The sequence below is a fragment of the Ensifer sp. genome (assembly GCF_035999185.1).
Taxonomy (GTDB): Bacteria; Pseudomonadota; Alphaproteobacteria; order Rhizobiales; family Rhizobiaceae; genus Ensifer.
The window spans coordinates 26,193-52,894 of the sequence record NZ_DASYHB010000042.1; the positions used below are offsets into that span (position 1 = coordinate 26,193).

Here is a 26,702-nt window from a genome sequence, read left to right on the forward strand (position 1 = left end):
TTGTTTCCTGCGGCCCGAACCTCTCGGCAGGGCCGAGCGCGCGATGGCGCAAGCGGTTTCGGGGAGAAGCCGCCGCACTTCTCGCTTCTCAGCCGACAGGGCCGTTCCTGCGGCACCTGTCGATCGTTTGGCTCTGTCACCAGAGCTTCATCGGCTTGGCCCCGGCGCATGCTGGCGTGTCCGCATGTCAAACCCGGTTCCCATGGTCACGCTGACGCCAATTCTCGTCCAAAAATGCGTTCGACCGAGGGAGCAAGGCGCAGCAGCTCGCGCGTGTATTCGTGTTTCGGTGCCGTGAAGAGGGTCTCTGTGTCCGCAAGCTCGACGATCTCGCCCGCTTTCATCACTGCGACCCGGTCGCACATCTGACGGATTACCGCGAGGTCGTGGCTGATGAAGAGCATGGAGAGGCCGGCAAGGTCGCGCAGATCCTTCAAGAGGTTGAGGAGCTGTGCCTGCACCGAAACATCGAGCGCCGACGTCGGCTCGTCGCAAATGAGCAGCGACGGGCGCGGTCCGAGGGCGCGAGCAATGGCGATGCGCTGGCGCTGGCCGCCGGAAAAGGCGTGCGCGAAGCGCGTGCCGGCGTCGGCAGGAAGACCGACGGCCTCCAGCAACGTCCTGGCGTCCTGTCGGGCTTCGTCCGCGTTTGAGGCAAGCTTGTAGAACAGGATCGGCTCGGCGATGGCGGCGTTGATGCGCAGGCGCGGGTTGAGCGCCGAATAGGGATCCTGGAACACCATCTGCAGCGACTGGCGGATCGACTTTTCGCGCCGGGCGCCAAGCGCCGTGCCCTGAAAATCGATCGAGCCCGCACTCTGGGTGACAAGGCCGGCGATGGTGTTGGCAACGGTGGTCTTGCCGCAACCGGATTCTCCGACGAGACCAAAAATCTCTCCGCGCCGGACATCGAACGATACGCCCTTGACGGCCTTGAAGACCGACGCCTTGCGGCCCGGCAGCAAGGAGCGGCCCCCATACTCCACGGCAAGGTCGCGGACGCTGAGGACCACGTCCTCCCGGCTGCCGGTTTCGTTCCTGGCGCTTTTGCGGCGGACGGCGGCGCGCGCATCAAGCGTCACCGGGGTTTCCTCGCTTGGCACGGGCAAGCGGTCGAGGCGTGCATCGATGGGCGGCACGGCCGCGATCAGCGTGCGGGCATAGGGTGCCTTCGGCGCCGTCAGGACTTCGCGCGTCGGACCGCTTTCCACAACCGCGCCGTTTTGCATGATGGTGACGCGATCGGCGATCTCGGCGACGACGCCCATGTTGTGGGTCACGAGAAGCACACCAACCCCGCGTTCGTCCGCCAGATCGCGGATGAGCTTCAGGATCTGCGCCTGTACCGAGACGTCGAGCGCGGTGGTCGGCTCGTCGGCAACGATCAGCTGCGGATTGCAGGCAAGGGCCGTGGCGATGACCACGCGCTGGCGCTGTCCGCCGGACAGCTGGTGCGGATAGCTGCCGAGCCGGCGTTCCGGTTCCGGAATGCCGACAGCCTTCATCAGTTCCAGAGCGCGCGCCTTGGCCTCCCTGGATGAGAGTTTCAGGTGCGTGAGCATGCCTTCGCAAAGCTGGCTTTCGACCGTGAAGAGCGGGTTGAGGCTCGTCATCGGGTCCTGGAAGATCGCGCCGACATCGCGTCCGGGCACGATGCCTTCGGTGCGGCCGGTGCGCAGGTCGATCTCCTTGCCGGCAATGATGATCGAGCCGGCGGTGATCTTGCCGGGGGCCTGCAACAGACCCATCAGCGCGTTGCCGACGGTGGTCTTGCCGGCGCCGGATTCTCCGACCAGGGCGTGGATTTCGCCAGGGCGGATGACGAGATTGGTGTCCTTGACGGCGACAAGCGTGGTGCCGTTGGCGAGCGGATATTCGACACGAAGATTGCGGATGTCGAGGACGGGGCGCGTTGTTTCGGTCATCTCATCGAGCCATCAGTTTCGGGTTGAAATGGTCGCGCAGATAGTCGCCAATGACGTTGACGGCGAGCACGAGGATGACGAGCACGGTGGCGGGCATCACCGCGATCCACCAGAGGCCGGAAAACAGGAACTGGTTGCCGATGCGGATCAACGTGCCGAGCGAAGGGTAGGTCGGCGGCATGCCGGCGCCGAGGAAGGAAAGCGTTGCCTCCGTCAGGATCGCACCCGCAAGGTTGATCGTGGCGATGACCATGACCGAACTCATGATGTTCGGCAGGATGTGGCGGCCCATGATGCGGGCCGAGGGCAGGCCTATGACCTTGGCGGCACGCACATAGTCCCGCGCGATCTCCACCATGGTCGAGGCGCGCACGGTTCGCGCGTATTGGACCCATTCGTTGATGGCGATGGAGAAGATCAGCACCAGCGGCGCCCAGGCAAGCATGGTCTCGGCGCTCAGCTGTGCGCGGGCAATGCCGCTGATCAGCAGCGCGACGAGGATGGTGGGGAAGCTGACGAAGATATCGGCAATGCGCATCACGATGCCGTCGACGACACCGCCGAAAAAGCCGGCGATGAGGCCGAGTACGACCCCGAGCATGGCCGCGAAGACCACGGCGCCAAGGCCGATCACGACGGAAATCCTCAGGCCGAACAGAATGACCGAGACGAGGTCGCGGCCCTGGTTGTCCGTGCCGAGCAGGAAGCGGGGATCACCGCCCTCCATGAAGGCGGGTGGAATCTCCATGTCCATCAGCGAATAGGAGGCGACGTCCCGCGGGTCCATCGGCGCAATCAGCGGCGCGAAGATGACGAGGATCAGCATGATGAGAACCACCAGGCTGGCGACCATCACGGAAACCGGCGGAAGCCGGCGCATCAGGGATTGCGTGGCCATTATCGTGTCCTCAGGCGCGGGTCGATGAAGGTGTAGAGAATGTCGACGATCATGTTGATCGTGACGAACAGGAAGCCGACGAAGAGAAGGTAGGCGGCCAGCACCGGCACGTCCGGGTAGCCGACGGCGTTGGTGAAGAGCAGGCCCATGCCCGGCCACTGGAACACCGTCTCGGTGACGATCGCAAAGGCGATGAGCTGGCCGATCTGCAGGCCCGTCACGGTTACGACCGGCATCAGCGCGTTGCGGAGCGCAAGACGCCCGTAGATGTAGGTGCGCGGCAGGCCGCGCGCGAAGGCGAAGCGGATGTAGTCCGACGACAGGACGTCGATCATCTCGGAGCGCACGAGGCGCATGATCAGCGTGAGCTGGAACAGCGCCAGCGTGATCGACGGTAGGATCAGCGACTTCAGCCCCGACAGCGAAAGAAATCCGGTCTGCCAGACGCCGATATCGACGAGATCGCCACGCCCGGAGGAGGGCAGCCAGCGCAGGTTCACCGCGAAGACCAGGATCAGCAGCAGTCCGGTGACGAAAGTGGGCATGGAAATGCCGATCAGCGTCGCAGACTGGGTGAGCCGCGACAGAAGGGCGTTTGGCTTCAGCGCGCAGAGCACGCCGAGCGGAATGCCGAGCGACAGCGCAAGTACGGTGGCGACAATCACCAGTTCCAGCGTGGCGGGAAGGCGGCTGAGCAACAGGGTCGTCACGGGCTGCTGGTAGCGGTAGCTCGTGCCGAGATCGCCCGTCAGCACCTGTCCGACGAAGGTGGCGAACTGCACCACCACCGGCTTGTCGAGGCCGAGGGTCGCGCGCACGGCGTCCTTCTCCGCCTGGGTCGCGCCCTCGCGCACCATGGAGGCGACGGGGTCACCGACAAAGCGGAACATGACGAAAGCGATGGCGGTGACTGCGACCATCACGAGGATGGCCTGAAGCAACCGGACTGAAAAGAGTCTGATCATCGGAAAGTCCTTGCGTGGGAGCGATCCTGCCCTGAGGCGAAAACCGGGGGCTGCGCTCCCGCGTTCTCCAGGCTGCCAGTGGCGCATGGAGGAGTTGGCCCGGTTGTGGGCAGTCCCGGCTTGCCTTCGCCGACCGGGACTGCGCTTGGGAAGATCCCGATTACTTCTTGATCTGCGCGAACCACGGACGCACGTACTCGTCCGGGAACTGCGGCATGTCGACCTTGCTGCTCATCGCCCAGGCGACCGGCTGCTGGTGCAGCGGCAGGTAAAGCACCTGGTCATGGGTGATGCGGAAGGCTTCCTTCAGCATCTCGACGCGCTTGGTCTCGTCGAGCTCGCCTGCGGCGGCATAGGCCAGCTTGTCGATATCGGGGTTGGACAGACCGTCGGCATTGCTGCCGCCGAAGGTGCCGTCATTGGTCGTAAGCAGCGCCTGCAGCGGGCTGAAGCCGTCCATCGGCGGCAGCGACGCCCAGCCGAGCAGGTAGACGTCGAACTCGCCCTTGTCGGTCCGCGGGAAGTAGGTCGTCTTGCTCTCGACGCTCACGTTGGCCTGGACGCCGATCTGCGCCCACATGGAGGCGACGGCAAGGCAGATCTGCTCGTCGGCGATGTAGCGGTCGTTGGGGCAGGCGAGCCCGGTCTTGAAGCCATCCGGATATCCGGCTTCTGCCAGAAGCGCCTTGGCCTTGGCGACGTCGTAGGGCAACGGCACGTCGATGTCCTCGTCGTAGCCGGTCACGGCCGGTGCCACGAGCATGCCGGCGGTGCGCGACTTGCCGCGCATCAGACGCTTCTGGATCGTGTTGCCATCGATTGCATGCCAAAGGGCCTGGCGCACGCGCACGTCGCGCAGGGGATTGGGCTGGCCCGGAGTTGCATGCAATTCTGGCCGGTAGCTGAATACGAAGAAGATGGTGCGCAGCGACGGGTTTTCGACGACCTTCAGACCGTCGGTTGCTGCAATGCGGTCGACGTCCTGCAGCGGAACGGGCGCAATCATGTCGACTTCGCCCGACAGCAGCGCCGCAACGCGGGTCGCATCGGAGGCGATCGGACGGAACTCGACCTCGTCCAGATTATGCTGCGGCTTGTCCCACCACTCCTTGTTCACTTCGAAGACCGAGCGCGAATCCGGCTCATAGGCCTTCAGCTTGAAGGCGCCCGTGCCGTTGGCATGGTTGCTGGCATAGGTGACGACGCCGGTCGAGGCATTGCCCGGCTTCAGCGCGTCATGCTCCGCCATCCAGGGTTTGCTCATGATGTAGATCGCCGCCAGATCGTTGAGCAGCAGCGGGTAAGGCGCACGCAGGATCAGGTCGACGGTAAATTCATCCACCTTCTCGACACCCACGACGGTGGAAAGGTTTTCGCGGTTACGCGCACCCGGATCGATCTGGCGCTGGATCGTCGCCACGACGTCGTCGGCGTTGAAGGGCTGACCCTCATGGAATTTCACGCCCTGACGCAGTTTGAAGCGCCAGCGGGTGGGCTCGACGACCTCCCAGGACGTGGCGAGTGCGGGCTCCAGCTTCAAGTCCTTGTTGCGACGGACCAGGGGGTCGAAGACCATGTGGTGAACGCTCTGAGTGAAGCTGTCGACCTGAGCATTGGGGTCGTAGGAAATGACGTCGCCGGACGAGGCCCAGCGCAGCGTTTCGGCGAAGGCGGGCGCTGACAGCGGCGCCAGCAGGGCGAGCCCCGCCAAAAGAGTCTTCATAGTCGTCTTCATTGGTTTCTCCCGGTTGGCGTATACATATTTTGTTTTCTATTGGATACGAGTGTTCCCATAAATAGTGTACATCTGACGAGAACAATATCAAGATGGCGAAAAGCGGTTTTGGTGGCGCTTTGTCAAAAAAGATCACTGAGCCCGACAGCCGGAAAGGGAAGTTGCGATGACGAACGCACTGCTGATTGAAAATGCCGCGATCATTACGATGGACCCGGACCGACGCCTCCTTGAGCGCGGCCATATCCTGGTCGAGGACGGGCGCATCGTCGGCATCGGCGAGGGAGACTTTGTGGGGAGAGGGGTCCCCCAGCGCATCGATGCTATCGGCATGGTCGCGATGCCGGGGCTGATCGACACGCACGCCCATGCCGGACATACGTTGACCAAGGGGCTCGGCGACGAGGTCGAAGACTGGATGGAGGTGACCGGCCGTATCTACGCGACGGCAACCGATCCCGAATTCTGGGCGGCAGAGGCTGCGCTGTCGGCGGCAGAAAGGATCAGGTGCGGCACGACGACAGCGGCACTGCTGTTCGGCGGCGGCCCGGATATCATGCGCAGCGAGGCCCCTGATGCGGCGGAGGCCCATCTCGCCGTAGTCGCCGCCATGGGAGTTCGTGAGGTTCTGGCCATCGGGCCGAACCGGACCGGGCGGGATCACGTCTATCGCCAGTACACGGCGACGTCCCACAAGGACACTGTCGTTTCCCCGGACCAGCAGATCGACGTCGCCACGGCTCTGGTCGACGCGTGGGCCGGGCGTGACGACCGGCTGCGGGTTGTCTTTTCCCTACCCGTTTTCGATGACCAAGAGCTGGGGGATGAGGCGATCTATAAGATCGCATGCAAAGTGCGTGATCGCGCGCGGGAGAGGGGAGTCCTGTTGGTGCAGGACGGCCACCGCAACGGCTCCATCGCCGCCAATGACGCCCGGCTCGGTCTCTTTGACGACCACTCGCTCCTTGCCCATTGTATTGACCTGACCGAAGACGACCGGGCGGTTCTGACACGAACCGGCGCCAAGGTTGCCCACAATCCGAGTGCGCTGATGTCTGTCTACGGTCGCTGCCCGGCGCCGGAGCTGATCGAGGACGGTGTAACGGTATCGCTCGGCACGGATGCCGCGGCACCCGATCGCTCCTTCGACATGTTTCGTAACATGTTCCAGGCGCATCGCTACCACGCGCGCCACTTCGCCGACGATGCGGTGCTGCCGCCGGAACGACTGCTGGAGATGGCGACGATCGGGGGCGCTCGGGCTTTGATGATGGCGGACGAGATCGGTTCGCTCGAGATCGGCAAGCGCGCCGATATCATCCTCCTGAACATGCGGCAGCCGCATCTCTGGCCGCCGCATGATCCTGTGCAGCGCGTTGCCCGTTACGCCAACGGCGCGGACGTGGATACGACCATTGTCGGCGGGCGGGTCCTGATGCGCGGGCGCCGCCTTGTCGGCCAGCATGAAGGGGCGATCCTCGATCGTGCTTCCGCCGCTTTTCATCTTGCGATGGCCCGTGCTGGCCTCAGCGGCCGCGCCTGATACCGCAACAGGGAGGATCTACCGTGAGTGCCAACCTTCTCATCCGCAATGCCCGTCCGTTTGGCGGGCCCGTCCAGGATATCCTGGTCCGTAACGGCCGGTTCTCTACGTCACATGATGACCGTCCACTGGCCGAGATCGACGCGACCGGATGTATCGCCCTGCCGGGCCTAGTCGAAGCCCATACGCATCTCGACAAGACACTCATCGGCATGGGCTGGTTCGAGAACCGGGTGGGCCCGACCCGCAACGACCGGATCCTGGCCGACCGCAACGCCAAACGCGAGCTCGGCATCAACGCGCGTCGACAATCGGCCCGCCAGATCGCTCAGACCCTTATCCATGGCGTTTTGAACATACGCAGCCACGTCGATGTCGATACGGAAATCGGCCTTGCCAACATCGAGGGGGTGCTCGAAACGCGGGGCGCATTGCGCGATCTGGTCGATGTGCAGATCGTGGCGTTCCCGCAGAGCGGGATGCTGCCTCGCGAAGGAACGCTTGAACTGATGGATGAGGCGTTGAGGGCAGGCGCCGACATCGTTGGCGGCATCGACCCCGCCTCCATCGAGCGTGATCCGGTCCGCCACCTCGATGCGATTTTCGCGTTGGCGGATCGTCATGGAAAACCTGTCGACATCCACCTGCACGAACCGGGAGAGCTCGGCGCCTTCTGTCTCGATCTGATCATCGAGCGCACCCGTGCCCTGTCGTTGCAGGGACAGGTCATGGTCAGCCATGCCTATTGCCTCGGAATGCTTGAGGCCGGGCGACAGGGGGCCTTGATTGGCTCGCTGGCTCAAGAGCGTATCGCGGTGATGACGGCCGGCAGTCCCTCGGCGCCCGCCTTGCCGCTGAAATTGATGCGCCAGTATGGTCTGACCGTCGCCTCCGGTTCCGATGGCATACAAGGGACCTGGGATCCGTTCGGCAGCGGGGACATGCTGGAACGGGCCAAGTATCTCGCGCAACGAAACGGCATGGCCAACGACGCCGATCTTGAAGAGACAGCCCGCATCTGCACCTTCGGAGGTGCGCAAGGCATCGGCCTTGCCGACTATGGCCTCTCCGAAGGCTGCGTCGGCGACCTGGTCCTGGTGCCGGCCCGCACCTTGGCAGAAGCGGTCGCCCTGACGCCACGCGAGCGTACCGTCATCCGACGCGGACGCGTTGTCGTCGACGGCGGAAAGCTGGTTGGCAATTTGCCGGCGCTGGAATGAAGCGGCGCGAAGGGGCGAAAGACCGCTTCGCTCTAGCGATTTGATTCTAGGGAATTTTTCTGCCCCACCGACTCGCCTTGAAGGCAGGATGCTCTAGAGTGTTTGTTGTTTGCGATCCACAATCGGTTCAAGCCGCCCTGGCCAGTTTCAAGGACAGTCATGACCTCCAAGCCCAGTGACAGCATACAGAAATCGGCGGTTCCGAAATCGGACGCGGTCTACCGCATCTTGAAACGCGCGATCCTCGATCAAGCGTTTTCCGCCGGGACCAAGCTTCCCGAAGATTCCATTGGTGAGAGGCTTGGTGTGAGCCGCACGATCGTGCGTCAGGTTCTGGCGCGGCTGAATGGGGAAGGGCTGGTCGAATTGCGCCCGAACAAGGGAGCCTGCGTCAGCCACCCCAGCCTTGAGGACGGGCACAATATCTTCGCCGTGCGGCGCGCGCTTGAGATTTTGGTCGTCGATAGCCTGATCGGCAAGTTGACGGCCCCGATGATCAGAGAACTTGAAGCGCACGTCGACTCCGAAGACAGGGCCAGGCTCACGAATTCTTCGGCCTCGATCCAGCTCGCAGGCGAGTTTCATGTGCTGCTCGCGCAACTGACAGGCAATGCAATCCTGTCGCGTTACGTCACAGAACTCGTTTCGCGCTCATCCATGATCCTGTCGCTCTATGGCCGCCCGCATTCGTCCGACTGTGCCGTGTCGGAGCATCGCGAACTGATTGCTGCCCTTGCGCGGAATGATCGTGAAAAGGCCTGCGCCCTGATGGGGCACCACATCGAGGCGATCACCTCGCGGGCGCTGCTCACAAGCAGTTCAGAGAATGACCTGTCTGACCTGTTGGCGGCCTATGCTAGAGAAGAGGGCCTTTAGGCCGTTTAGTTCGTCGTTGCGAAAGTGGCGCACTATTCTTTCTGAAGGTCAAAGGCGTATGAGATTGCATACAAGAATGCGACCCACCTCCGATGCGCTTTTTCGATCTTCAGCCAACTTTCAATCATTTTGGCCAACTTGGTAGGCGGAATCGGGCCGTGTGAGGTGGCCATCGGTGCGTCAATGTTTGAAATTAACATACTGAGTATACGGAATTAATTCATTTGGACGCACCGCATTGTTGGAAATGCGCGCCTGGGTGCCGATCTCATCACATGAATTGGCGCGGCATGGTTTTCATAGCAATGTGGATACAATATTGACTTTATATTGGATACGAAATATGCCTTAGAAAGGGCATCGCGTTGACAAGGTAACAAGCAGGAGGCGCCGATCCCGGTGCAGCCTGTCGACTGGAACTCGTCCGCTGCTTTGGTGATCACATCCGCCGGTGTCAATGACACCTCTCGCTGGGTTGTGGCCTCGTGGCCAGCATTTGGTAGATATGCAGGAGATCCGCAATGCAGATCGATTTCACCACGCTTCCTCCGCCCGACCGCTATCGCTTGCTTACCAATTTTGTCGGACCCCGGCCGATTGCACTCGTTGGAACCCGGTCGCCTGGCGGACGCAACAACGCTGCCCCGATGAGCTTCTTCAACGTTTTTTCCCATGAGCCGCCTCTGGTCGTGCTGGGTATCCAGAACCGTGGAAATGGGGATGAAAAGGATACGGTCGCAAACATTCGCCGCACGGGCGAATTCGTCGTCAACATGGTCGACATGGCGCTCTCCGAAGCGATGATCGTTTGCGGCGTCAATTTCGCGTCTGAAGTGGATGAACTCGATTTTGCCGGCCTGACGCCGATACAGTGTCACCAGATCGACGCGGCCCGCATTGCTGAAAGTCCTTGCAGCTTCGAATGCAAGGTCGAGCGCACACTCGACTATGACAAGCGCGTCCTCGTGATCGGTAAGGTCGTGCATATGCATATCCAGGACCGGTGCCTGGACGGCGAGGGGCGGTATGCCAATCCCGAAACCTATCAACCCATCGCGAGACTGCACGCCGACAACTACATCACGTCAGACCGCCAGTTCGAACTCAAGAAGCCGAACGAGCTTCTGCCTTTCGAAGCTGAGCAAATAAGCGCCCGGGCCGAAGGGGCGGCGCGATGATCCGCATCCAAGCCTAGAGTTCCCTCGCATCCTGCAAAGCTGGGGATGCGCGCTTGCCCCGCCTCGAGCGGGGCTCTTTTTTTGGCAATGGGTCGTCTGGGCCAATTAATCGCTGTCGCACTTGGAAATAAAATGTACCCGGCTACCCACAGAAATCAGATAATCTGAATTATGGAACTACCGTGCGTTTTGGCAAACATTGCCTTCTGGCTCCATAGTTCGGTCAACGGCTTGATCGAACCCTGCTCTAAACCGCGAAACTTGCGTCGTAGAAACCGTCTTCCTCGTGCGCGATATCGATCTCACTGACGAGATAGTCGCAGCAGCTCCGGCGAGCCTGGCGAGAAGTGTCGCCTAAGGAATTTGACAGAGAGCCGACGGCCAAATTCCTATCCTTGTCGAACCTCGACTGGAGATTGCCCGTACCGGGGTTGGAAATCCAAAAGCAGTTGAAATCTGAAGAGTCTGAGCGCTGAAATAGATCTTTGATGGAGCGGCTGTCATTGCGGGAGCGGCGGCATGAGCGACGCGGGCGAACTAAAGGGACTGCTCGAAAAAATCGCTGGGCTTCTGCCGCGGTATTTTCTTGAGCTAGGCAATCTGGTTTCAGGCCCGAAAGAGTTCGTGAAATCCAAGGATGTGTATTCTGATCAAGCCTTTGAATCGGCGTTGGTGTTTGCGGCGATAACGGTACTATTATTATTCATAACTATGCTTACTATATATGGAATTAATAATTTAATTGTATTTCTTATTCTAGGTTATGCCGCATCATTTATATCTATTGGGCTCATATCTATGTCTATTATGCTTGCCTGGAGGGCGGTTGGATGGAAAAGAGCGGCAAAACCGATATTCGTTGTGATGTTATATTACTACGCGGCTATAAATTGGATGACGATAATATTAACGTTAACTTATCTTGGATTTTTAAAGAGTTATGCTCCAACATATCATTCTTCTGTATTGAAATCGATTCGTGAGAATGAATTTAATCAATTAGGCAATAAATTTTCAGTTTTGTTGGAGACGGCGCCGCCATGGGAGTCAAATACATTCAGTTTAGGGTCTGTTGTCGCTTCTTTAGGAATTGTATTTATCCTTATTTGGATTTTTATCGGGTGGGGCGCGTTCAGGAACCTGTCGGGACTTCAGAAGTGGAAGTCAGGAGTAGCATTTATTCTTTTCCTGCTAATCTTTTATTTGGCCGGTCAGGTCAACAGCTTTATTTTGGCGGCCATGTACAATAAGATCGAGTAGTCATCGATGCGATTGGCTGCGCAATCAATGTGCAGCACCCAGGTCCGAACACACCTCCCAAAGTTGCAAACGGTACATCAGCTTTTGCAAGTCGCCCACCCAGCTGTAGAGCCGAAACCGCATCTTTGGAACTTCTTGGTGTATTGGGCCGTGCCCCTTGAGCTGACCTTGTGTTCGAGAAAATGCCGGCTATTGGCACCTCAGAGCCAGCCGGCCTTCTTGAAGCGATAGAACAGAAATGAGCAGAGGATCGCGATGGTCCCGAGGACAAAGAAGTAGCCGTAGTGTGTTTTCAGCTCCGGCATGTTCTCGAAGTTCATTCCATAGATCCCGGCGATTGCCGTCGGCACCGCAAGAATGGCCGCCCAGGATGCCAGCTGCCGGGTGATGGTGCCTTGCCGTTGTTGCTCCAGCAGGTTGCTTGCCTCGAAGACGGAGGTGATGACGTCGCGCAGGCCCCCGACCGTACCCTCGACGCGCCTCACATGGTCAAGCACGTCGCGGAAATAGGGTTTGGCGTGGTCATCGATGCACGGCAAGTCGAGGTTTGAGAGCTTGCTTGCCACCTCGGACATCGGCCCAAGGATGCGTTGGAACAGGATGACCTGTCGCCTCAGCCGGAAGATCCGCCGGATTTCCTCCCGCTCGAGAAAGGCCACCAGCATGTGCTTTTCCATTGCCAGCACTTTGTCTTCGATCGTCTGAACGATGGGCAGATAGCCGTCGACAACGAAGTCGATGATGGCGTGCAGCACATAGTCGGTACCCTTCTGCAGCAATTGCGGCGACGCCTCCAATTGTGCGCGCAGATCGCTATGGGCACGGGCCGAGCCCTGCCTGACCGAGATGATGTGATTGCGTCCGACGAACAGCGCCGTCTGGCCGTAGGCGATCTTGTCACCTTCGAGATGCGCCGTTTTGGCGATGACAAACAGTTGCTCGCCGTAGATCTCCACTTTCGCCAGCTGCTGCGTGCTGAGTGCGTCTTCGACGGCAAGTTGGTGCAGTCCGAACGCCTTTTGCAGCGTCGCCATCTCGTCGGCAGTCGGGGCGTGCAGGCCGATCCACGCGAATTCGTTTTCTCCGAGGGCTTTCGGCGCTGGGGAAAGCGGCAGCTCTTCTACGCGTTTTCCATCCCGATACAGAAACGAGGCGACGACTGGCATGGGTACTTTCTCTATTCCAAGCGGCATGGAACCGGGCGGTGTGGGGGATGGCACGTGCTGGCAAAGGCAGGGCCGCTAGAAGGCGTTGCTCATCCAATCTTCATGTCCATGGCGAACGCGGACAATGAGAATGTCGTCGCTGGGTTCGATTTGATAGACAACGAGATGTGCCTTGAATGGGTGGATGCGCATGGGTGGAGACAATTCCAGGCGCTCGCGCGCCATGCGGGGGTTCGCGGCAACCATCTCGAAGACACTGAAAAGCTCGTTGTGATAGCGCCGCGCCTGCGTAGCGCCGAAGAGGCGGATGCCCTGTTCGGCGATGGCGATGACATCGTCTTCGGCAGCCCGCGATAGCAGAAATCCCATTATCCACGATCACGCGGCGTTTCGGCGCGAGCAAGCGCGGCTGAAAACAGGTCGTCCTTGGAGCGGTCGCCAACGCCGCTTCTCAGCCCGTCGTCGACAAAGCGCTGCATGACGGCAATCTTGTCGTTGCGCTCCTGATCCTTGCGGATCAGATCGCGCACATAGTCGCTGGCGTTCGCATAGCGACCTGTCCGTGTCTGCGCTTCCACCCAGTCCTTCATCGGTTCGGGCAAGGATACGTTCATCGTGGCCATGGCAGCCTCCGTTTCCAGCACGGATGATGGCATAGATTGGCAAAGTTTGTCAATATTGAAGGGCCACGGGACGCTATGGCGCGCCTTTTGCCCACGCGAACCATAGGCGTGCCAAATGCCTCCGGTGCCGTCAAACGTGGTTGCGGGTTCCAGGGCAGACAACTGTTGATCAGTCTTGTGGGGTTGGAAGGGCGAAAAAAAGGCGATTTTGGCATCATTTCGCGGTTGGAAAGCAAAATTTAACCATACTTGTCCATCCTTTCTCAATCCGTCGTCAAGAAGGGGACAATCCGGAAGTCGCGCTGAAGTGGTCGCTCGTCGGCCCGAAGAAACTTGCGTGGTTTGCTGGTTTGATTTGCGTAGTTGAGTAAGATCGCTCGTTCACAGTTTTTGCACCGCCTGTTGCGGCCACTGCTGATCACTTGCTGCGGCACCGCACTTGCCGGCACCGCAGCCTGGTCGTTGGTCGGTATGGTCGCGATGGGCAGTTCCCATACCCACGGTTCGGGCCACCTCCTGCCCAAGCCGCAACTCTATCTGACTGAGCGGTCCAAAGATCGCCCGTGGGACAAGCATGCGCGCGTTGGCCCGGCACAGAAGCTGGTTGCTGCCGCCGCATCGGAGCCCCCGACATTCGCAAGCCTTTCGGCAAGTGAAGCCAAATCCGGTCGCAGCTATGTCCTTCCGGCCGAGGTGGATGCCACCGCGTCGCGCTTTGACGCCTTGGCGAAGCAGGCCGGTCTGACACCCGAGCTCCTCGTCAGTCGTTTCAAGCACACCGCCGCTGCCAAATCGCTTCAGGCCTCGGCAAAGTTCGAGGTTCCCGCACCGGAGCGCTTCGGACCGCCGGTCAGCGGATCGACGGACAAGCCCCTCACCCAGCTTGCCTATGCTACCCCCGCCCAAAGCGGGGCGACGGGCGCCGCCTTTTCGGCGGTGCTGACAGCGCCGATCGAGGACGATGTCGCAGCGTCGCCGGAGCCGAGCGTCGATGATGAGGCGGCCGCACTGCCGGATTACGAGAACACGCCCTCCTCCGGTCCTCTGCCGCAGTCTCGTCCGCGTGATGAACAGGTCCAGAAGCCGGACGTCGCGGCCGAGAAGCCTGCGAGCAAGCCGGCAGAGGAAGCGGTCGCAGCGAAAGCCGAAGAGGCGGACAAAGCCGACAAGCCTGATGAGCGTGAAACGCCGAAACAGAAGGTCGCCTTTGTGCGGCCGGACGATCCGGCGAAGAGCAGCGCCGGTACCGGCTTCGGCCAGGCGCTTCGCAACATGTTTGGCGGTGGAGCCAAGGCCGGAAACGGTGTTGCCGTCTACGACATCACCGCGGCCAAGGTCTACATGCCCGATGGCACCGTGCTGGAGGCCCATTCCGGCATCGGAAAGATGGCCGACAATCCGCGCTATGTCGACGTCAAGATGACCGGACCGACCCCGCCGCACACCTATAATCTGAAGATGCGCGAAACGCGTTTCCACGGGGTGGAGGCGATCCGCATGCTGCCGATCGACGGCAAAAACAAGCACGGCCGCGACGGGTTCCTGACCCACAGCTACCTGCTGCGCGGAGGCCGGGCGGAATCGCATGGCTGTGTCGCCTTCAAGGACTATGCGCGGTTCCTGACTGCCTTCAAGCAGGGCAAGGTCAGGCAGATCGTCGTCGTCCCGAGCGGTGGCCGCGCGGCCGGCACGCGGATCGCATCGAACGGCAGGAGCAGCTGACGGTTCGACTGCTCTTCCCTGTTGCCGCAGACGACCTATGTTGAGATCGTCTGCGCAAACGCAAAGAGGATCGGGAGCTCGTCATGTGCCGGAACATCAAGCCGCTGTTCAATTTCGAGCCGCCAGCGACGGACGACGAGATCCGCGATGCGGCGCTGCAGTTCGTGCGCAAGCTCAGCGGAACGACCAAGCCGTCGAAACGCAATGAGGCAGCATTCGCCCATGCGGTCGACTCCATCGCGGCATGCGCCCGCGACCTCATCGACGCGCTCGAAACCTCACAACCCCCGCGCAATCGGGACGAAGAGGCAGCGAAGGCACGCGCGCGATCGGCGATGCGCTTTGCGTGACCAGGGCGACGCAGTCGCCCGCGTCGATACTGTGGCGGCGCCGGGTCTATGCTTGCCGCCTGTCACTTCGGCCTGACGTCGAGACCCAGTGCTTGGGCAATCACGATGGTCTGGTCGATCGTTATGATCGCCTCCTTGAGCCGGACACTTTCCGGATCGAACGCACTGAGGTCGCTGCCCCTGAGATCGCAGGCGCTGAAGTCCGCCCCGTGCAGCCAGGCGCCGGAGAGATCGACATCGCGCAGCGATCCCGCCTTGCAGGACGCGCCCGTCAGATCTGCCTCCCGCAGACGGGTCTCCTTGAAAGATGCGCGGCCGAGCGCGGCGCCGGGCAAGCCGGTAAAGGACCAGTCGCCGCCCTGAACCTGCATCTGATCGAAATCGCAGGCCTCGAACATGCTGCCGACGAACTTGCACTCGGTAAAACGGCTGTCGAAGAACTTGCAGGCGACGAAGGTGCAGTTCACGAAGGCGCTTGCCTGATGAGACGAGGAGTTGAAGCGGGCGCGCCGAAAGGTGCATTCGTGGAAGACCACGCCCACGGTCTGCGCTTCAGTCAGGTCAAGATCAACAAAGAACGTGTTCTCGTGACGCTCACGTTCGATCTGCCGACCGTACCAGTCGGCGCCGGCAATCGTGTTTTCGGTTTTTGGCGCCGCTGCGCCATAGCGTCTTTCCGCCATTATTACCTCTCCAGGCGTCGTGCACGGGCGGCGCACGTCTGCTGTTTTCTCATCCGGCAGCATTTCCAACTTGGTCATGATCGGCAATGCGAAAAACGGACGAGCCGGATCCAGCGCTATTCCACCAGCCGAACGCCGCTTGTTTTGGCAAAACCATTGGGTACGAAATCTTTACCGACTGCAGTCGGCTTCTTGAAGTATGTCGTTCCCGACACATAGAGGTTCAAAACCTTGGTGATCAGCGCCGTGAAGCTCGATTCCGTATTGAGGCTACCACTGACGTTCCAGTCGATCACGGCATAGGGCAGATAGATCGCGCCGTTGTAGAAACTGCCCGCAGACGTGTTGATGCGGAACTGGACATTGCTGTCTTTCGCCTGGCGCCCCTGGAACATGAGGATGCCGGCATGCGTACCGGTCGTGGGAGCCGAAACCTGCAGGATCGCGGCTCCGTTCAGCATCAATGGCGACTGCGCATCCTCGAAGTAGAACTGGACGTCCTTCCCCATCACTTTGGCCGATGTGTTCAGGGTAAGGGCACCGCCTCGAAATGCGTAGATCCCGGGTTTCAGCGTCACGTCGTCTGACGCGTTCAACGTCAGTCCGCCGCAATAGACACCGGGTTCGAGCGACGTCTTGCCCTGGGCGTTGATTGTCTTCAGGGTCTTGGAGGTACAGGCTGCGGTCCGCGCCACCGGCTCTGCCATGTCGGCCAGGGGATCTGGGACGACGGGCGAGCCATCCACCGGCGCTGGCGAGATCATCTTTCCGGCCAGCTTGGACTGGCCGCTGACGGCGATCTCGGACGCGGAGAACTTGCCTTGGTTTTCCATGTAGAACGCACGCTGGTTATGCGACGAGTTCACCTGGAAGCCGCATTCGTTGATCACGGAATTCGCGTTGATGATTTTCAGCGCATCCGCCTTGTTCGGGTCAAGGATCAGGACGCAAGCGGCGCTGCCGGATGTCCTGGCGGCCTTTGCGTGGACCGAGAGATGAAGCGTCTTGAACCCGAACAAGTGCATGATTGCGGTTCGGTGATCCTCCTGCACAGTCACCGCCACGGTGTCGCGTTCGACGGTGACCTGATGCTTCCAGTGGGGCGATGGCTTGGGGCCCGTCGCGTCCTTATGGCCAATGTGGGCGCCGAGGAATCCGTAGGCGATTGTCTGTTCCGCGCCGGGATCAGCGGCTGCCCCCGCCAGTGCCGCGGCATCGGCAGCGCTCTGCATGGCGGTCTTGCGATTGAATGCGGCGGCGAAGTCGAGCGCGATGCCGAAAGCGGCAATGAGTGGAATTGTGACCAACGCGGCCAAGAGGCCGAAGTTGCCGGACCGGCAGTGCAGCAAGGCTTGGGCACAGCGTGAGAACGGAAACAGGTTCAGGATGGTCATGGCGAGTTCTTTGCGGCTAGATGACGAGTACTCGCTCCTCATCCTGCAGCTAACCTTGCCAAGCATTTAATGCTTTGGACCAATTAACGGTATGCACTTGGCGGCGCGGGGATCGAATGTCGGCTCCAGGTCCACACCTCGACCCTCATGTATGCGACGTATTAGTGGTTGCACAAACACGGGGCGCTGCTCCGCTCGGCCACAAGCCGCGTCGGGCGTGAAGCGCTAACCCATTTGTGTGTCCCGCCTAATCCTTGACTGACACGTGCACTGTGAGACGCTACGGCTTCATGGTTGTAGTGCGTAAGGGGCGGACAATGAAGTTCTCGAAGGCGAAGAGGAAGCATCCCGGAAAAGCATTCAAAATCGGCGGAGCCGACCGCAGTGTCTACGACGGGTTCGTCGGCACGGCGCGGGCAGCTCCCGGTTTCTCCTATCGCGGGAGATGGACCAGCGAAGGGTGCCCGGGCACCTTTGAGGGGTGGCTGGCGACCAAGGGCGTCATGCCCAAGCCGTAGCGTCTCCCATTCACGATCACGGATCTACACGCGCGCCGAGAACCGGCGCGTGTGGGTGGTAACGTGAGCGGTGTGAGGTTAGGTGTGCGCTGCTTGCCGCGGCGCTCCACCTTTTTCGTTTCGTTGCACCCACTTCGACCCCGGTTCAACGTCAGTCGGCGACGCTCTCGTCGGGAGCGACGGATCCGATATTGTAGCCTTCAAGCTGCGCGGCCGTGCTGTCGCGTCGCGGGAAGTGCAGGATGGTCGCCGTTCCCGGCGTCACCGGGACGACCCGCGATGGCGGAAGATCGAGGAACTCGTGGCAGGCCGCCCGAACGACGCCGCCATGGGCGACGATCAACAGGTCACCTTCCGTTCGTGACATCCAGTCGCGCACGCCGTCCGCCACACGCCCCCGGAACGCGCTCCAGGTCTCCCCGTTTGCCGGCGTGAACGTTCCGGCGCGCCAGGCGGCATACTCCTCCGGGCGCTCGGCGATCAGGTCCGGCTTGCGACGCCCGGTCCACTCCCCCATGTCCAGCTCGCGAAAGCGCTCGTCGGTCGGTGCGTCAGGATGGCCGATCAACGCGACGGTCTGCCGTGTCCGGCCAAGGTCCGAAGCGATAATGCGGACGGGCTTCAGCGCCTTGGCATAGGGTCGGAACCGCCTCACCTGCGCGACACCGCGCTCGGACAACAGCGAATTGTCCTGCCCCTGCAGGCGCTGTTCGGCGTTCCATTCCGTTTCGCCGTGACGCATGAGGATGAGCCTCATTGATGGATCCTTTCTCCGGTGGCGGCAAAAACCGCATCGGGTGTGCGAATAAACGAAAGGGGGATCTGTTCCCCCGGTGTCGCGGTGAAGTAGCCGTCGGCCATGGCCGTCACACGCAGCTCGCCGATCATCGCGGTGACCATGGTGCGACCGGCAATCGGCGCGGCTTCGGCAAATCGGGCGACAAGCGACGGTGCTCCGGCGGTCACTCCGACGCAGACGTCCTCGGCCCGGTAGAGCAGCTGCACTTCATCGTGGTCTGCAGCAAGGGCAGCTGGCGCGAGCGTCGTTTCCCCGAAGACCAACCCGTCGTCAATGCGACGGACGCCTAGCAGATTTGCCGGCGGCGTGCCAAGGAATGTCGCGACGAAGGTGGTTTGCGGATTACGCAGGAGATCTATCGGCTTGCCGAACTGTTCGACGCGGCCATTGTTGAGCACAGCAACATGGGTGGCCATGGTCATGGCCTCCACCTGGTCGTGGGTGACATAAACCGAGGTGGCCCCGGTCGCCCTGTGGATGCGCATCAGTTCGCTGCGCATCTCGATGCGCAGCTTGGCATCGAGGTTCGACAGCGGCTCGTCGAACAAAAGGATGCTCGGTTCCGGCGCAATCGTGCGGGCAATGGCCACGCGCTGCTGCTGGCCGCCGGAGATTTCTGCCGGATAACGTTCGGACAAAGCATTGATGCCGAGAAGGGAAAGCACTTCCCTGACACGTCTATCGCGCTTGTCCCTTGGCCATTTTGCGACCTTCAGCGGCCAGGCGATATTGCCGGCAACCGTCATGTGCGGCCAGAGCGCGTAGCTCTGGAAGACAAGGCCGGCGTTACGCCGACCGGCGTCGGCGATCACGCCGCCCACGCCACTGGATACGGTTTGCCCAACAAACCCGATTTCGCCTTCGCTCGGGGCCTCAAGTCCCGCCAGCATGCGCAAAAGGGTAGACTTGCCGCAGCCGGACGGGCCGACGAGCACGAGGAACGCGCCCGCGGGCACCGAGAGATTGACGTCCTTGACGGCGGTGAACGCACCGAACCGTTTGACGAGACTGCGGATCTTGATGGCGTCCGCAGCGCCGGTTGCTATCGCATTCATGGTTGTTTCCATTTCTGGACACGGTTCTGCAGGCTGTGGGCAAGAAGCGAGGCTGCCAGGCAGACGACGAGGATGACGAGGGTGATGGCGTTGGCGAACTGCATGAAGCCTTCGGCGGCATAGCGATAGGCGACCATGCTGAGCACCGGCGAAGTGGCCGTGAACAGAAGGACGACGAGCGAGAGGTCCCGCACCATTTTCACGAAGACGAGGATCGCGCCTGCAAAAAGGCCCCGGATCGCCAATGGAAAGATGATGGCGAACAGGCGTCGGATCAGCCCTGCCCCGGTCAGCCGGGCGCTCTCCTCGATATCGGCCGAGATCTGGCCGAGCACGGACCGGCCCGACTGCACGGCAAAGGGCAGGTTGTGAGCCGACGCTGCGATGACGAGCAGCGCGAAGGTGCCATAGAGCGACGGCAGCGGCCCGATCGGCGCGCCGAACAGCGCGATATACGCGGCGGCAAAGGCGATGCTCGGCACCAGCAGCGGCAGAAAGGCCAGCTGGCTGAGCACGGTCGCAAGCAGGCTGCCCCGGCGCTGCACGATGGTATAGGCGAGCGCAAGGCCAAGCAGCATGGTCGTGAAGGCGACGACCAGGCCGAGCCGGATCGTGTTCCAGAGCGCATCGATCAGCACCGGGTTGCGGAAGATACCCGCCTGTCCCTGCGCGATCTCGCCACCGCCCTCCCCGATCCAGAAATGCAGCGTCCAGTTGGAAAACAGCGCTCCGCTTTGTGGTGCCAGGCTCGACGCGGCCAGGACCAGCACCGGCATCACCGTGGTCAGGAGCCCAATCACCACGGCCACGGTAAACAGCGGCCAGCGCCAGGCGCCGAGCGGGAAACGCTTGGTGCGCCCGCCCTTGCCCGTCACGGTGACGAATGCACGTCGGCCGGAGACGATGCGGTCCGATAGCCAGAGAAACAGTGCCGAGACGGCGATCAGCAGCAGTGCGAGCACAAAGCCGCGTTCGTTCTGCCCGGTCTCGATCATGCCGAAGAGGCGGGTCGACAGCGTCTGCATGCGCACCGGCAATCCGAGAAGCGCCGGTGCTGCAAAGTTGGCGACGGCGCCGGCAAAGGTCAGCGACGCGGCGGCGATCAGCGCCGGTGTGACGACCGGCAGGATGATGCCGAAGAAGATACGCGGGCGTTTGGCGCCGGCCATCTGCCCTGCTTCCACGAGATCGGCACCAACCGAACTCAGTGCCGCCGCGATGATCGTGTAGGCAAGCGAATAATAGTGCGCGATCAACACGATCGCCGTCGGGATGAGGCCCCAGGCGAGCCAGTCGGGAATGGCAAGGCCGCTGGTTTCGAAGAAACCGGCCGAGCCGCCGAGGCGGGAATTGCGAAAGAGCGTCCCCCAGGCAAGCGCTGCTGCAAAGCTCGGGATCATATAGGGGAGCGTCGCCATCAGGCCGAGGTAGCGCCGCCCCGGCACGTCGGTCATCACCACCAGCCAGGCGAGGAAACCGCCGATCAGCAGGCAACCGGCGCCGACGCTGAAGCCGAGGATCATGGTGTTGAAGAGCGGTCGCCACCAGAGATTGGCGGAAAGCGGACTGAAGAGTACCGCCTTCCAGGCTGCGAGACCCTCAGGCGTCAGGGTTGTGAGAAGGATACGCAGAAGCGGTGCGACCACGAGAATGGCGACGACGGCGATGAGAAATGCCGGCAGGAGAAAGCCCGATCGGAGCAGCCGGCCGCCCGATGGCGCGAAGAGCGATAACGATGTCATATGAGAGGCCTCGAAGGTTGCCGGCACGCATCAAGATGTGTGCCGGCAGGCATCTTCCCTATTGGAGCGTGATGATCAGATCGGCGATGCGTCCGCGCGCGGCGGCCGTCTTTGCCGGGTCGATCGTCCAGGCCTTCAACTCCCCGAGTTTGACCGAGTCCGGGTGATCGGCGATCGTCCTGCGGGTGGCATAGTCGCCCGGGACGTTGAAGGGCTCGAAGCCTGGCCCGCCTGATGGTGTGTCGTCGCCGAACATGAAGTCGATCAGCAACCGCGCCGCCGCCGGGTTCGGTGCCTTGTCGGCAACGGTCAGCACAGCCGGGAAGAGGATACCGTTGGCCGGTTCGACATTGTTGGCGATCTGCAGCGCCCAGCCTTCCTTCTCGTTGTCACGGCGATCGGAATAGGTGCCGAAGCCGACTGGCGGGTTCTTGGCGTTGACGTCGCCGACCGACTTGTTGAGCACGTCGCTGTTGGGGACGAGGATGAGGTCGTTGGCGAAGAGGTCCTTGATGAACTGCTCTCCGGCGCCCTGAAGGTCGGCCTCCACTTCGATATCCTTGCCGAAATGTGCCTTGTAGGCGGCGGCCATCTCGTCCGGATGCAGCGCGATCTCGGTCAAGAGATCAAGCAGTTCGCCGCGCTGGCTCGGATCGACCATCAGCACCCTGCCCTGCCATTGCGGCTCCGTCAGCTGCCAGAGATTGGCAACGGGCGAACCGTCCGGGAACGCCTTCTCATTGTACATCAGCACCTTGGTGGAAAGGCGCTGGGTCAGAAGCGGCCCCTTGTAGCGGTCCTCCAATTCGCCAGTCACGCGCGGCGGTACGTAGTTGACGATCCGCTTAGCCTCCAGAAGCTTGGTGAAGACGACGGGTGTATCGGCAATGTAGAGCACGTCGACCGCATGGACTCCTGCCTGCTGCTCGGCCTCGATGCGGGCGATCTGCTTCGTCGAGCTCATGTCGAGGCCGATCAGGTCGATGCCGGGATAGGCAGCCTCGAAGGCCTTTTCGATCTTCGCGATGCGGCTCGACAGGGAGAAGACGGTAACGCTGCCCTCCTTCTGCGCCAGCGGCAGCAATTGTTGTGGTGTCATTCCGTCGAGATCGGATGCGACAGCGATCGACGGCAGGATGAAACACGCGGCAAGCGTGGCATTGGTCAGTCTTTTCAACATGTTGTTCTCCTCCCTTATCAATTTCTCTCAGTCGAAGTCGTTGAACAGCTCCGACAGTTTCTCCAGCCTGCCGATCACCTTCCCCTGATGACGGCCAGCAATCGTGAGCACGATGGCGTTGACGATCGCAAACGGGATCGTCGGTGTCTGGAATTCGCTTCCCGAGCGCCCGCGGGGCGCCGAGAGCATGAGATCCGCAGGCGGCTCCATCAGCGGGCCGGCGAGATCGGAAATGAGGATCGACTGGGCGCCGATCCGCGCCGCATGCCGCACCAGCGGCCCGTAGCTTTGTGGCTGCTTGCGAAAAGCGAGCGCGACCACGAGGTCGCCGGCTTCCATGCAGACCAGACGCTCGGCGATATCCCTGCCGCGTCCGGTGAGCGAAACCGTGGTCATGCCGAAACGATCAAGGCGGCGCTGCAGGAAACCTGCCACCGATTGCGCGTGCCCCTGCCCGAAGATGAAAACGCGGCGCGCAGCAAAGATCAGATCCGCCGCCCTGTCGATCTCCGCCTGCTCCACCGAGCGTGCAAGCGTTTCGAGTGCCGTTATCTCGGCTGCGATCAGATCGGTCAGATAGTCGCCATGCTCGACCTTTGAGACAGAGCGGCGCATCCGGTTGGCGGCATCCTGATCATCGAGGACCTCTCGCTGCAGCTGGGCGCGCAGATCCGGAAAGCCTTTGTAGCCAAGCTTTTGTGCGAGCCGCGTGGCGGTCGCCTCATGCACCGTTGCGCGCTGTGACAGCTGCGGACCGGACAGGAAGGCTGCTTCCGCCCGGTTCTCCAGCATGGTGGCGATCAGCTTCTGGTCTGCCTCGGTCAGTCGCCTGGAATGCGCCTTGATGCGATCGAGTATGGTCATGACGTCCCTGCAAGTTCATTTGCTGGACGTATGGTCTCTGCAAGTTTCGCTGCCGTCAATGATTGTGATGCAAGAATCTTTGCAATGGCCTGCAAGGCATCCGATGAACTGTCTAGGGCAATGACTTTTGCTAGGTTGGGGCAGACGAGATGCCCGATTCAGGCCATCCCTGCGTGCTGAACTCAGGCGTAAATACAACCTTTGGCGGTGTCGAAAAAATACTTTGCAAAGCCCCGCAAACCCACCTTTGCCGGGTGGCGTATTTGCATGGTCAGATACCACCGGCTTCGATCGCGCGCGCCCATGCTGCGGCTCGTTGCGCAGCTGCTGTAAGAACCGGTTTTGGTGCCTTGTACCATTCGTCCGCGGGCAGGCCCCGCTTGTCGCGCACGAACGCGATCGCGGCCTCCAGCGTCGGGAACTCGGCCGGCAGCGTCAGATGCAGGAACAGCGACACGACGACGACAGAGCGCGATCGTCCGCCGCGGCAGTTGACGAGAATGCCGCCGTGCTCGCGCCGCGGATAGGAGGGCTTTTCCGGCAGAACCTGTTCGAACGCAGCCTTCAGGATGTAATGCGCCGCGAGCATCTGCGTATCGGGATTGCCGTCGCCGTCGATAAGCCCGATCTTGTAGTAGCGGATCTCTCCGGGACCATGAACGCTGTTGCGGTGATCCGAAACAAGCTTGGGCTCTGCGACGAAATTGAAGTCCAGGTTGACGGCGCAATTCACGACGGTGGTGATGCCATTGGCGCGCAGCAGGTCCAGATCGCTTGCGCCTTCCTTGCCGGCAATGAAGATGTCGACGTCGTAGGCCGGATGCTTGGAATAGACGAGGCTGAGCGTCGCGAGCTCCCTGCTGGCCTTGCTGGTGGTCGCGACATCGGCTGAATTCCCGTACATGCTGTCCTCGTGCTTCATGGTGTTTTTCCCTTGCGGCCATCGCAGATGGCCTGGGCGACGCGGTTCAAGGTCGGGTAGTCCGCACCGGCGCCATAGGCCAGATAGCCGGGGCAGAAATAGTCGGCGGAGCCCTCTGGCACCTTGCCAAGCGTAAGTGGCTGATAGCGGCCGCCGGCATTCTTCAGGATCAAGATCGCGGCGGCCACGTCCCAGGCGTTGACGCCGAAACCGGCGGCGACATCGACGTATCCTGCCGCCACATGGGCGATGCTGAGTGCTGCGCTGCCGGGCCGGCGGACGGTCGAGAAGGTTTCGACCAGGTCTCCATAACGGCTGAGGGCGACAACCCGTCCATCAAGGCGAAAGTCGCGCGAAACGGGATAGCCGGTAATGAGCGTCGCGCGGCTTTCCTCGCTCACCGACTTCGACGCGATGACCTCGCCGTTGAGATAGGCGCGCGTGGCGTCGCTCGAAAACAAGAGATCAGCGACAGGATCGTAGATCACGCCCGCGATGACGGCTCCCCGTTCGACGGCCGCTATCGAGATGCACCAGAATGCGAGACCGCGGGCGAAATTGGCGGTGCCGTCGATCGGGTCGACATACCACTGGATCTCGCCGTCGCCGACCTGGCCGCCCTCCTCGCCGAGCATGGCCGAGTTCGGTTCGTGATCAAAGATGAAGTCGCGGATCAGGGTCTCGGCGTTCCTGTCGTGGATGGTCACGATGTCATGCAGGTCGCGCTTGTAGTCGACCGCCATATCCGAGCGAAAGGCCGCAAGCAGCGGCCCGCCGACCGCTCGCGCAGCACCCTCGGCAATGCGCATCAATTGGCGTGAGCGGTCGAGCCGTTCTTCGTCGATCGAGGCCCTCTGGCCCACGGCCTTGTTGGCGTTGTTCATGCTCTCTTCCCATCCATGCCGAAAAGGCCGGCGCGACCTTGTCCTCGTGCTGTCGCGCCGGCTGCGTTTTCTACTTGCTGTAGTTCACGCGCCAGAAGTCCTGCCATTCCTCGCGTCGGTCGAAGTCATCAAGGCCGGTGGCAGCATTGTAGGGGAACAGGCGGTCCGCCACTTCCATGATCCCCGACGGTTCGTCTGCAGGCATCTTGATGTCGATATTGGTCGGCAGCTTGCCGTCCTTCATCTGCGGCGCAATGCCTTCCTCCGTCAGCACATAGTGGATGAAGAGCTTGGCGGCGTTCGGGCTTGCCGACTTCGAGGCGACGAGGCCGAGCTTGGTGTAGGTCCAGCCGACCCATGGCTGAAGCTCGGTGCAGAGCCCGAGCTTGTAGCCCTTGCCCTCGTTGTCGCGGAACTTGGCGGAACTCAAGAGTCCGAAGAAGGGCTCCTTCTGCCCGCTGGCGCCAACCGCTTCGGCGACGGGATCGTCACCGTCTGTCACGAGCGGCCCGTTTTGCGCCAAAGCCTTGATCCAGGCGGCGGCCGCACTCTTCTCGGCGGTTTCGAGATCCTTGCCGAAGTGGACCTTGTAGGCCTCCTTCACCGCGGCGTCAGCATGCGTTTCCAGCTGGTTGAACCAGTCGGTGTAGGTGCTCTTGGTCAAGGGGTCGACCAACGCGATCTTGCCCTTCCACTTCGCTTCCGTCAGTTCCCAGATGTTGGAGACGGGGCACTTGTCGTAGGCCTCGGTGTTGTAGGCCCAGACGTTGGCATTGGTCGAAATCGCCAGCGGATTCTGGAAGGCCGCCGGTATCTTGTCCTTCATGTCGCCGGGCAAATAGCTTTCGACGAAACCTTGCGGCAGAAGCTGCGCCAGCGCTGCCGGCGCGTCGGTGATCAGCGCAACGTCACCCTGGACGTTGCCGGCCTGGGCCTCGCGAATGATCATTTCCAGCTGGCTGTTGGCCGAGACTTTGACGCCGGTTGCCTTTACACCGTACTTCGCGCTGAAGGCCTCGGCCATTTCGACGATCTTGCCGGTGCTGTCATAGACGTTGATCGGCTTTTCCTTTTTTGCCGCCTCGATGAGCGCATCGAGATTGAACGCCTCCTCGGCACGTGCCTCGACTGCGATGGCCGTTGTCAGGGCGGCGAATGCCGCCCCGAATGCCAAGTATTTGTTCTTTGCTTTCTTCATGG

At 61.3% G+C, this 26,702-nt stretch carries 25 protein-coding genes; 8 read left to right on the forward strand and 17 right to left on the reverse strand.

Annotation, left to right across the window (positions count from 1 at the left end):
* Positions 1-206: 206 nt before the first annotated feature.
* The 4 genes from VGO04_RS04550 to VGO04_RS04565 form a co-directional block, all read right to left on the reverse strand.
* Entirely contained in the window at positions 207-1,925 is a 1,719-nt protein-coding gene (locus VGO04_RS04550) for an ABC transporter ATP-binding protein (RefSeq protein WP_327494773.1), read from the reverse strand.
* A 1-nt stretch (position 1,926) separates the two neighbouring features.
* Positions 1,927-2,823, reverse strand: coding sequence for an ABC transporter permease (locus VGO04_RS04555; RefSeq protein WP_327494774.1), 897 nt, complete (start codon positions 2,821-2,823; stop codon positions 1,927-1,929).
* A complete protein-coding gene (locus VGO04_RS04560) occupies positions 2,823-3,788 on the reverse strand; it encodes an ABC transporter permease (RefSeq protein WP_327494775.1) in 966 nt (321 codons plus the stop codon). Before VGO04_RS04560 ends, VGO04_RS04555 begins: the two co-directional genes overlap by 1 nt.
* A gap of 160 nt (positions 3,789-3,948) precedes the next feature.
* Positions 3,949-5,523, reverse strand: coding sequence for an ABC transporter substrate-binding protein (locus VGO04_RS04565; protein WP_327494776.1), 1,575 nt, complete (start codon positions 5,521-5,523; stop codon positions 3,949-3,951).
* Positions 5,524-5,689: 166 nt separating this feature from the next.
* Here VGO04_RS04565 and VGO04_RS04570 point away from each other — a divergent pair, with 166 nt between their 5' ends.
* The 5 genes from VGO04_RS04570 to VGO04_RS04590 all read left to right on the forward strand — a co-directional run bounded on the left by VGO04_RS04570 (position 5,690) and on the right by VGO04_RS04590 (position 11,600).
* A complete protein-coding gene (locus VGO04_RS04570; protein ID WP_327494777.1) occupies positions 5,690-7,066 on the forward strand; it encodes an amidohydrolase family protein in 1,377 nt (458 codons plus the stop codon).
* 23 nt (positions 7,067-7,089) lie between these two features.
* Complete coding sequence (locus VGO04_RS04575; RefSeq protein WP_327494778.1) at positions 7,090-8,286, forward strand: amidohydrolase; 1,197 nt, start codon at positions 7,090-7,092, stop codon at positions 8,284-8,286.
* A gap of 159 nt (positions 8,287-8,445) precedes the next feature.
* Positions 8,446-9,162, forward strand: a complete 717-nt coding sequence (locus tag VGO04_RS04580; protein WP_327494779.1) for a GntR family transcriptional regulator — start codon at positions 8,446-8,448, stop codon at positions 9,160-9,162.
* 521 nt (positions 9,163-9,683) lie between these two features.
* The gene (locus VGO04_RS04585) at positions 9,684-10,340 is read left to right on the forward strand and encodes a flavin reductase family protein (RefSeq protein ID WP_327494780.1); all 657 of its coding nucleotides are present in this window, start codon (positions 9,684-9,686) and stop codon (positions 10,338-10,340) included.
* Positions 10,341-10,859: 519 nt separating this feature from the next.
* Positions 10,860-11,600, forward strand: coding sequence for a hypothetical protein (locus VGO04_RS04590; protein ID WP_327494781.1), 741 nt, complete (start codon positions 10,860-10,862; stop codon positions 11,598-11,600).
* A gap of 200 nt (positions 11,601-11,800) precedes the next feature.
* Here VGO04_RS04590 and VGO04_RS04595 read toward each other — a convergent pair whose 3' ends face one another.
* The 3 genes from VGO04_RS04595 to VGO04_RS04605 form a co-directional block, all read right to left on the reverse strand.
* Positions 11,801-12,766, reverse strand: a complete 966-nt coding sequence (locus VGO04_RS04595) for a magnesium and cobalt transport protein CorA (RefSeq protein ID WP_327494782.1) — start codon at positions 12,764-12,766, stop codon at positions 11,801-11,803.
* Positions 12,767-12,841: 75 nt separating this feature from the next.
* The gene (locus VGO04_RS04600; protein WP_327494783.1) at positions 12,842-13,135 is read right to left on the reverse strand and encodes a type II toxin-antitoxin system RelE/ParE family toxin; all 294 of its coding nucleotides are present in this window, start codon (positions 13,133-13,135) and stop codon (positions 12,842-12,844) included.
* Positions 13,135-13,389 carry a type II toxin-antitoxin system ParD family antitoxin gene (locus VGO04_RS04605; RefSeq protein ID WP_327494784.1) on the reverse strand — a complete coding sequence of 85 codons (255 nt, stop codon included), beginning with the start codon at positions 13,387-13,389 and terminating at the stop codon, positions 13,135-13,137. Before VGO04_RS04605 ends, VGO04_RS04600 begins: the two co-directional genes overlap by 1 nt.
* A gap of 402 nt (positions 13,390-13,791) precedes the next feature.
* Between VGO04_RS04605 and VGO04_RS04610 the strand changes: the two genes are divergently transcribed.
* Together VGO04_RS04610 and VGO04_RS04615 are read left to right on the forward strand one after the other, a co-directional pair.
* On the forward strand, positions 13,792-15,111 hold the full coding sequence (locus VGO04_RS04610; RefSeq protein ID WP_327494785.1) for a tlde1 domain-containing protein: 1,320 nt from the start codon (positions 13,792-13,794) through the stop codon (positions 15,109-15,111).
* 83 nt (positions 15,112-15,194) lie between these two features.
* On the forward strand, positions 15,195-15,461 hold the full coding sequence (locus VGO04_RS04615; protein ID WP_327494786.1) for a DUF2277 domain-containing protein: 267 nt from the start codon (positions 15,195-15,197) through the stop codon (positions 15,459-15,461).
* A gap of 62 nt (positions 15,462-15,523) precedes the next feature.
* Here the strand turns inward: VGO04_RS04615 and VGO04_RS04620 are convergent, their stop codons facing one another.
* Together VGO04_RS04620 and VGO04_RS04625 are read right to left on the reverse strand one after the other, a co-directional pair.
* Positions 15,524-16,144, reverse strand: a complete 621-nt coding sequence (locus tag VGO04_RS04620; protein WP_327494787.1) for a pentapeptide repeat-containing protein — start codon at positions 16,142-16,144, stop codon at positions 15,524-15,526.
* Positions 16,145-16,260: 116 nt separating this feature from the next.
* Positions 16,261-17,538 carry a TadE/TadG family type IV pilus assembly protein gene (locus VGO04_RS04625; RefSeq protein WP_327494788.1) on the reverse strand — a complete coding sequence of 426 codons (1,278 nt, stop codon included), beginning with the start codon at positions 17,536-17,538 and terminating at the stop codon, positions 16,261-16,263.
* A gap of 317 nt (positions 17,539-17,855) precedes the next feature.
* Here VGO04_RS04625 and VGO04_RS04630 point away from each other — a divergent pair, with 317 nt between their 5' ends.
* Positions 17,856-18,056, forward strand: a complete 201-nt coding sequence (locus VGO04_RS04630; RefSeq protein WP_327494789.1) for a hypothetical protein — start codon at positions 17,856-17,858, stop codon at positions 18,054-18,056.
* 151 nt (positions 18,057-18,207) lie between these two features.
* Here VGO04_RS04630 and VGO04_RS04635 read toward each other — a convergent pair whose 3' ends face one another.
* From VGO04_RS04635 to VGO04_RS04670, 8 genes are all read right to left on the reverse strand, one after another.
* Positions 18,208-18,813, reverse strand: a complete 606-nt coding sequence (locus VGO04_RS04635; RefSeq protein WP_327494790.1) for a histidine phosphatase family protein — start codon at positions 18,811-18,813, stop codon at positions 18,208-18,210.
* Complete coding sequence (locus tag VGO04_RS04640) at positions 18,810-19,910, reverse strand: ABC transporter ATP-binding protein (protein ID WP_327494791.1); 1,101 nt, start codon at positions 19,908-19,910, stop codon at positions 18,810-18,812. The genes VGO04_RS04635 and VGO04_RS04640 overlap by 4 nt, the downstream gene beginning before the upstream one ends.
* Positions 19,907-21,652, reverse strand: a complete 1,746-nt coding sequence (locus tag VGO04_RS04645) for an iron ABC transporter permease (protein ID WP_327494792.1) — start codon at positions 21,650-21,652, stop codon at positions 19,907-19,909. Before VGO04_RS04645 ends, VGO04_RS04640 begins: the two co-directional genes overlap by 4 nt.
* A gap of 58 nt (positions 21,653-21,710) precedes the next feature.
* A complete protein-coding gene (locus VGO04_RS04650; RefSeq protein ID WP_327494793.1) occupies positions 21,711-22,832 on the reverse strand; it encodes an ABC transporter substrate-binding protein in 1,122 nt (373 codons plus the stop codon).
* A 27-nt stretch (positions 22,833-22,859) separates the two neighbouring features.
* Entirely contained in the window at positions 22,860-23,696 is an 837-nt protein-coding gene (locus tag VGO04_RS04655; RefSeq protein WP_327494794.1) for a MurR/RpiR family transcriptional regulator, read from the reverse strand.
* 271 nt (positions 23,697-23,967) lie between these two features.
* Complete coding sequence (locus tag VGO04_RS04660; protein ID WP_414650513.1) at positions 23,968-24,600, reverse strand: dual specificity protein phosphatase family protein; 633 nt, start codon at positions 24,598-24,600, stop codon at positions 23,968-23,970.
* 14 nt (positions 24,601-24,614) lie between these two features.
* Positions 24,615-25,502, reverse strand: coding sequence for an inositol monophosphatase (locus tag VGO04_RS04665; RefSeq protein WP_327494796.1), 888 nt, complete (start codon positions 25,500-25,502; stop codon positions 24,615-24,617).
* A 70-nt stretch (positions 25,503-25,572) separates the two neighbouring features.
* Positions 25,573-26,700, reverse strand: coding sequence for an ABC transporter substrate-binding protein (locus tag VGO04_RS04670; RefSeq protein ID WP_327494797.1), 1,128 nt, complete (start codon positions 26,698-26,700; stop codon positions 25,573-25,575).
* Positions 26,701-26,702 lie beyond the last annotated feature (2 nt).

What these genes read in the sequence shown, in the direction of transcription:
- VGO04_RS04550 (WP_327494773.1), bottom strand. Translation starts at nt 1,925, where the DNA reads ATGACCGAAACAACGCGCCCCGTCCTCGACATCCGCAATCTTCGTGTC.
- VGO04_RS04555 (WP_327494774.1), bottom strand. Translation starts at nt 2,823, where the DNA reads ATGGCCACGCAATCCCTGATGCGCCGGCTTCCGCCGGTTTCCGTGATG.
- VGO04_RS04560 (WP_327494775.1), bottom strand. Translation starts at nt 3,788, where the DNA reads ATGATCAGACTCTTTTCAGTCCGGTTGCTTCAGGCCATCCTCGTGATG.
- VGO04_RS04565 (WP_327494776.1), bottom strand. Translation starts at nt 5,523, where the DNA reads ATGAAGACGACTATGAAGACTCTTTTGGCGGGGCTCGCCCTGCTGGCG.
- VGO04_RS04570 (WP_327494777.1), top strand. Translation starts at nt 5,690, where the DNA reads ATGACGAACGCACTGCTGATTGAAAATGCCGCGATCATTACGATGGAC.
- VGO04_RS04580 (WP_327494779.1), top strand. Translation starts at nt 8,446, where the DNA reads ATGACCTCCAAGCCCAGTGACAGCATACAGAAATCGGCGGTTCCGAAA.
- VGO04_RS04585 (WP_327494780.1), top strand. Translation starts at nt 9,684, where the DNA reads ATGCAGATCGATTTCACCACGCTTCCTCCGCCCGACCGCTATCGCTTG.
- VGO04_RS04590 (WP_327494781.1), top strand. Translation starts at nt 10,860, where the DNA reads ATGAGCGACGCGGGCGAACTAAAGGGACTGCTCGAAAAAATCGCTGGG.
- VGO04_RS04595 (WP_327494782.1), bottom strand. Translation starts at nt 12,766, where the DNA reads ATGCCAGTCGTCGCCTCGTTTCTGTATCGGGATGGAAAACGCGTAGAA.
- VGO04_RS04600 (WP_327494783.1), bottom strand. Translation starts at nt 13,135, where the DNA reads ATGGGATTTCTGCTATCGCGGGCTGCCGAAGACGATGTCATCGCCATC.
- VGO04_RS04605 (WP_327494784.1), bottom strand. Translation starts at nt 13,389, where the DNA reads ATGGCCACGATGAACGTATCCTTGCCCGAACCGATGAAGGACTGGGTG.
- VGO04_RS04615 (WP_327494786.1), top strand. Translation starts at nt 15,195, where the DNA reads ATGTGCCGGAACATCAAGCCGCTGTTCAATTTCGAGCCGCCAGCGACG.
- VGO04_RS04620 (WP_327494787.1), bottom strand. Translation starts at nt 16,144, where the DNA reads ATGGCGGAAAGACGCTATGGCGCAGCGGCGCCAAAAACCGAAAACACG.
- VGO04_RS04625 (WP_327494788.1), bottom strand. Translation starts at nt 17,538, where the DNA reads ATGACCATCCTGAACCTGTTTCCGTTCTCACGCTGTGCCCAAGCCTTG.
- VGO04_RS04630 (WP_327494789.1), top strand. Translation starts at nt 17,856, where the DNA reads ATGAAGTTCTCGAAGGCGAAGAGGAAGCATCCCGGAAAAGCATTCAAA.
- VGO04_RS04635 (WP_327494790.1), bottom strand. Translation starts at nt 18,813, where the DNA reads ATGAGGCTCATCCTCATGCGTCACGGCGAAACGGAATGGAACGCCGAA.
- VGO04_RS04640 (WP_327494791.1), bottom strand. Translation starts at nt 19,910, where the DNA reads ATGAATGCGATAGCAACCGGCGCTGCGGACGCCATCAAGATCCGCAGT.
- VGO04_RS04645 (WP_327494792.1), bottom strand. Translation starts at nt 21,652, where the DNA reads ATGACATCGTTATCGCTCTTCGCGCCATCGGGCGGCCGGCTGCTCCGA.
- VGO04_RS04650 (WP_327494793.1), bottom strand. Translation starts at nt 22,832, where the DNA reads ATGTTGAAAAGACTGACCAATGCCACGCTTGCCGCGTGTTTCATCCTG.
- VGO04_RS04655 (WP_327494794.1), bottom strand. Translation starts at nt 23,696, where the DNA reads ATGACCATACTCGATCGCATCAAGGCGCATTCCAGGCGACTGACCGAG.
- VGO04_RS04660 (WP_414650513.1), bottom strand. Translation starts at nt 24,600, where the DNA reads ATGTACGGGAATTCAGCCGATGTCGCGACCACCAGCAAGGCCAGCAGG.
- VGO04_RS04665 (WP_327494796.1), bottom strand. Translation starts at nt 25,502, where the DNA reads ATGAACAACGCCAACAAGGCCGTGGGCCAGAGGGCCTCGATCGACGAA.
- VGO04_RS04670 (WP_327494797.1), bottom strand. Translation starts at nt 26,700, where the DNA reads ATGAAGAAAGCAAAGAACAAATACTTGGCATTCGGGGCGGCATTCGCC.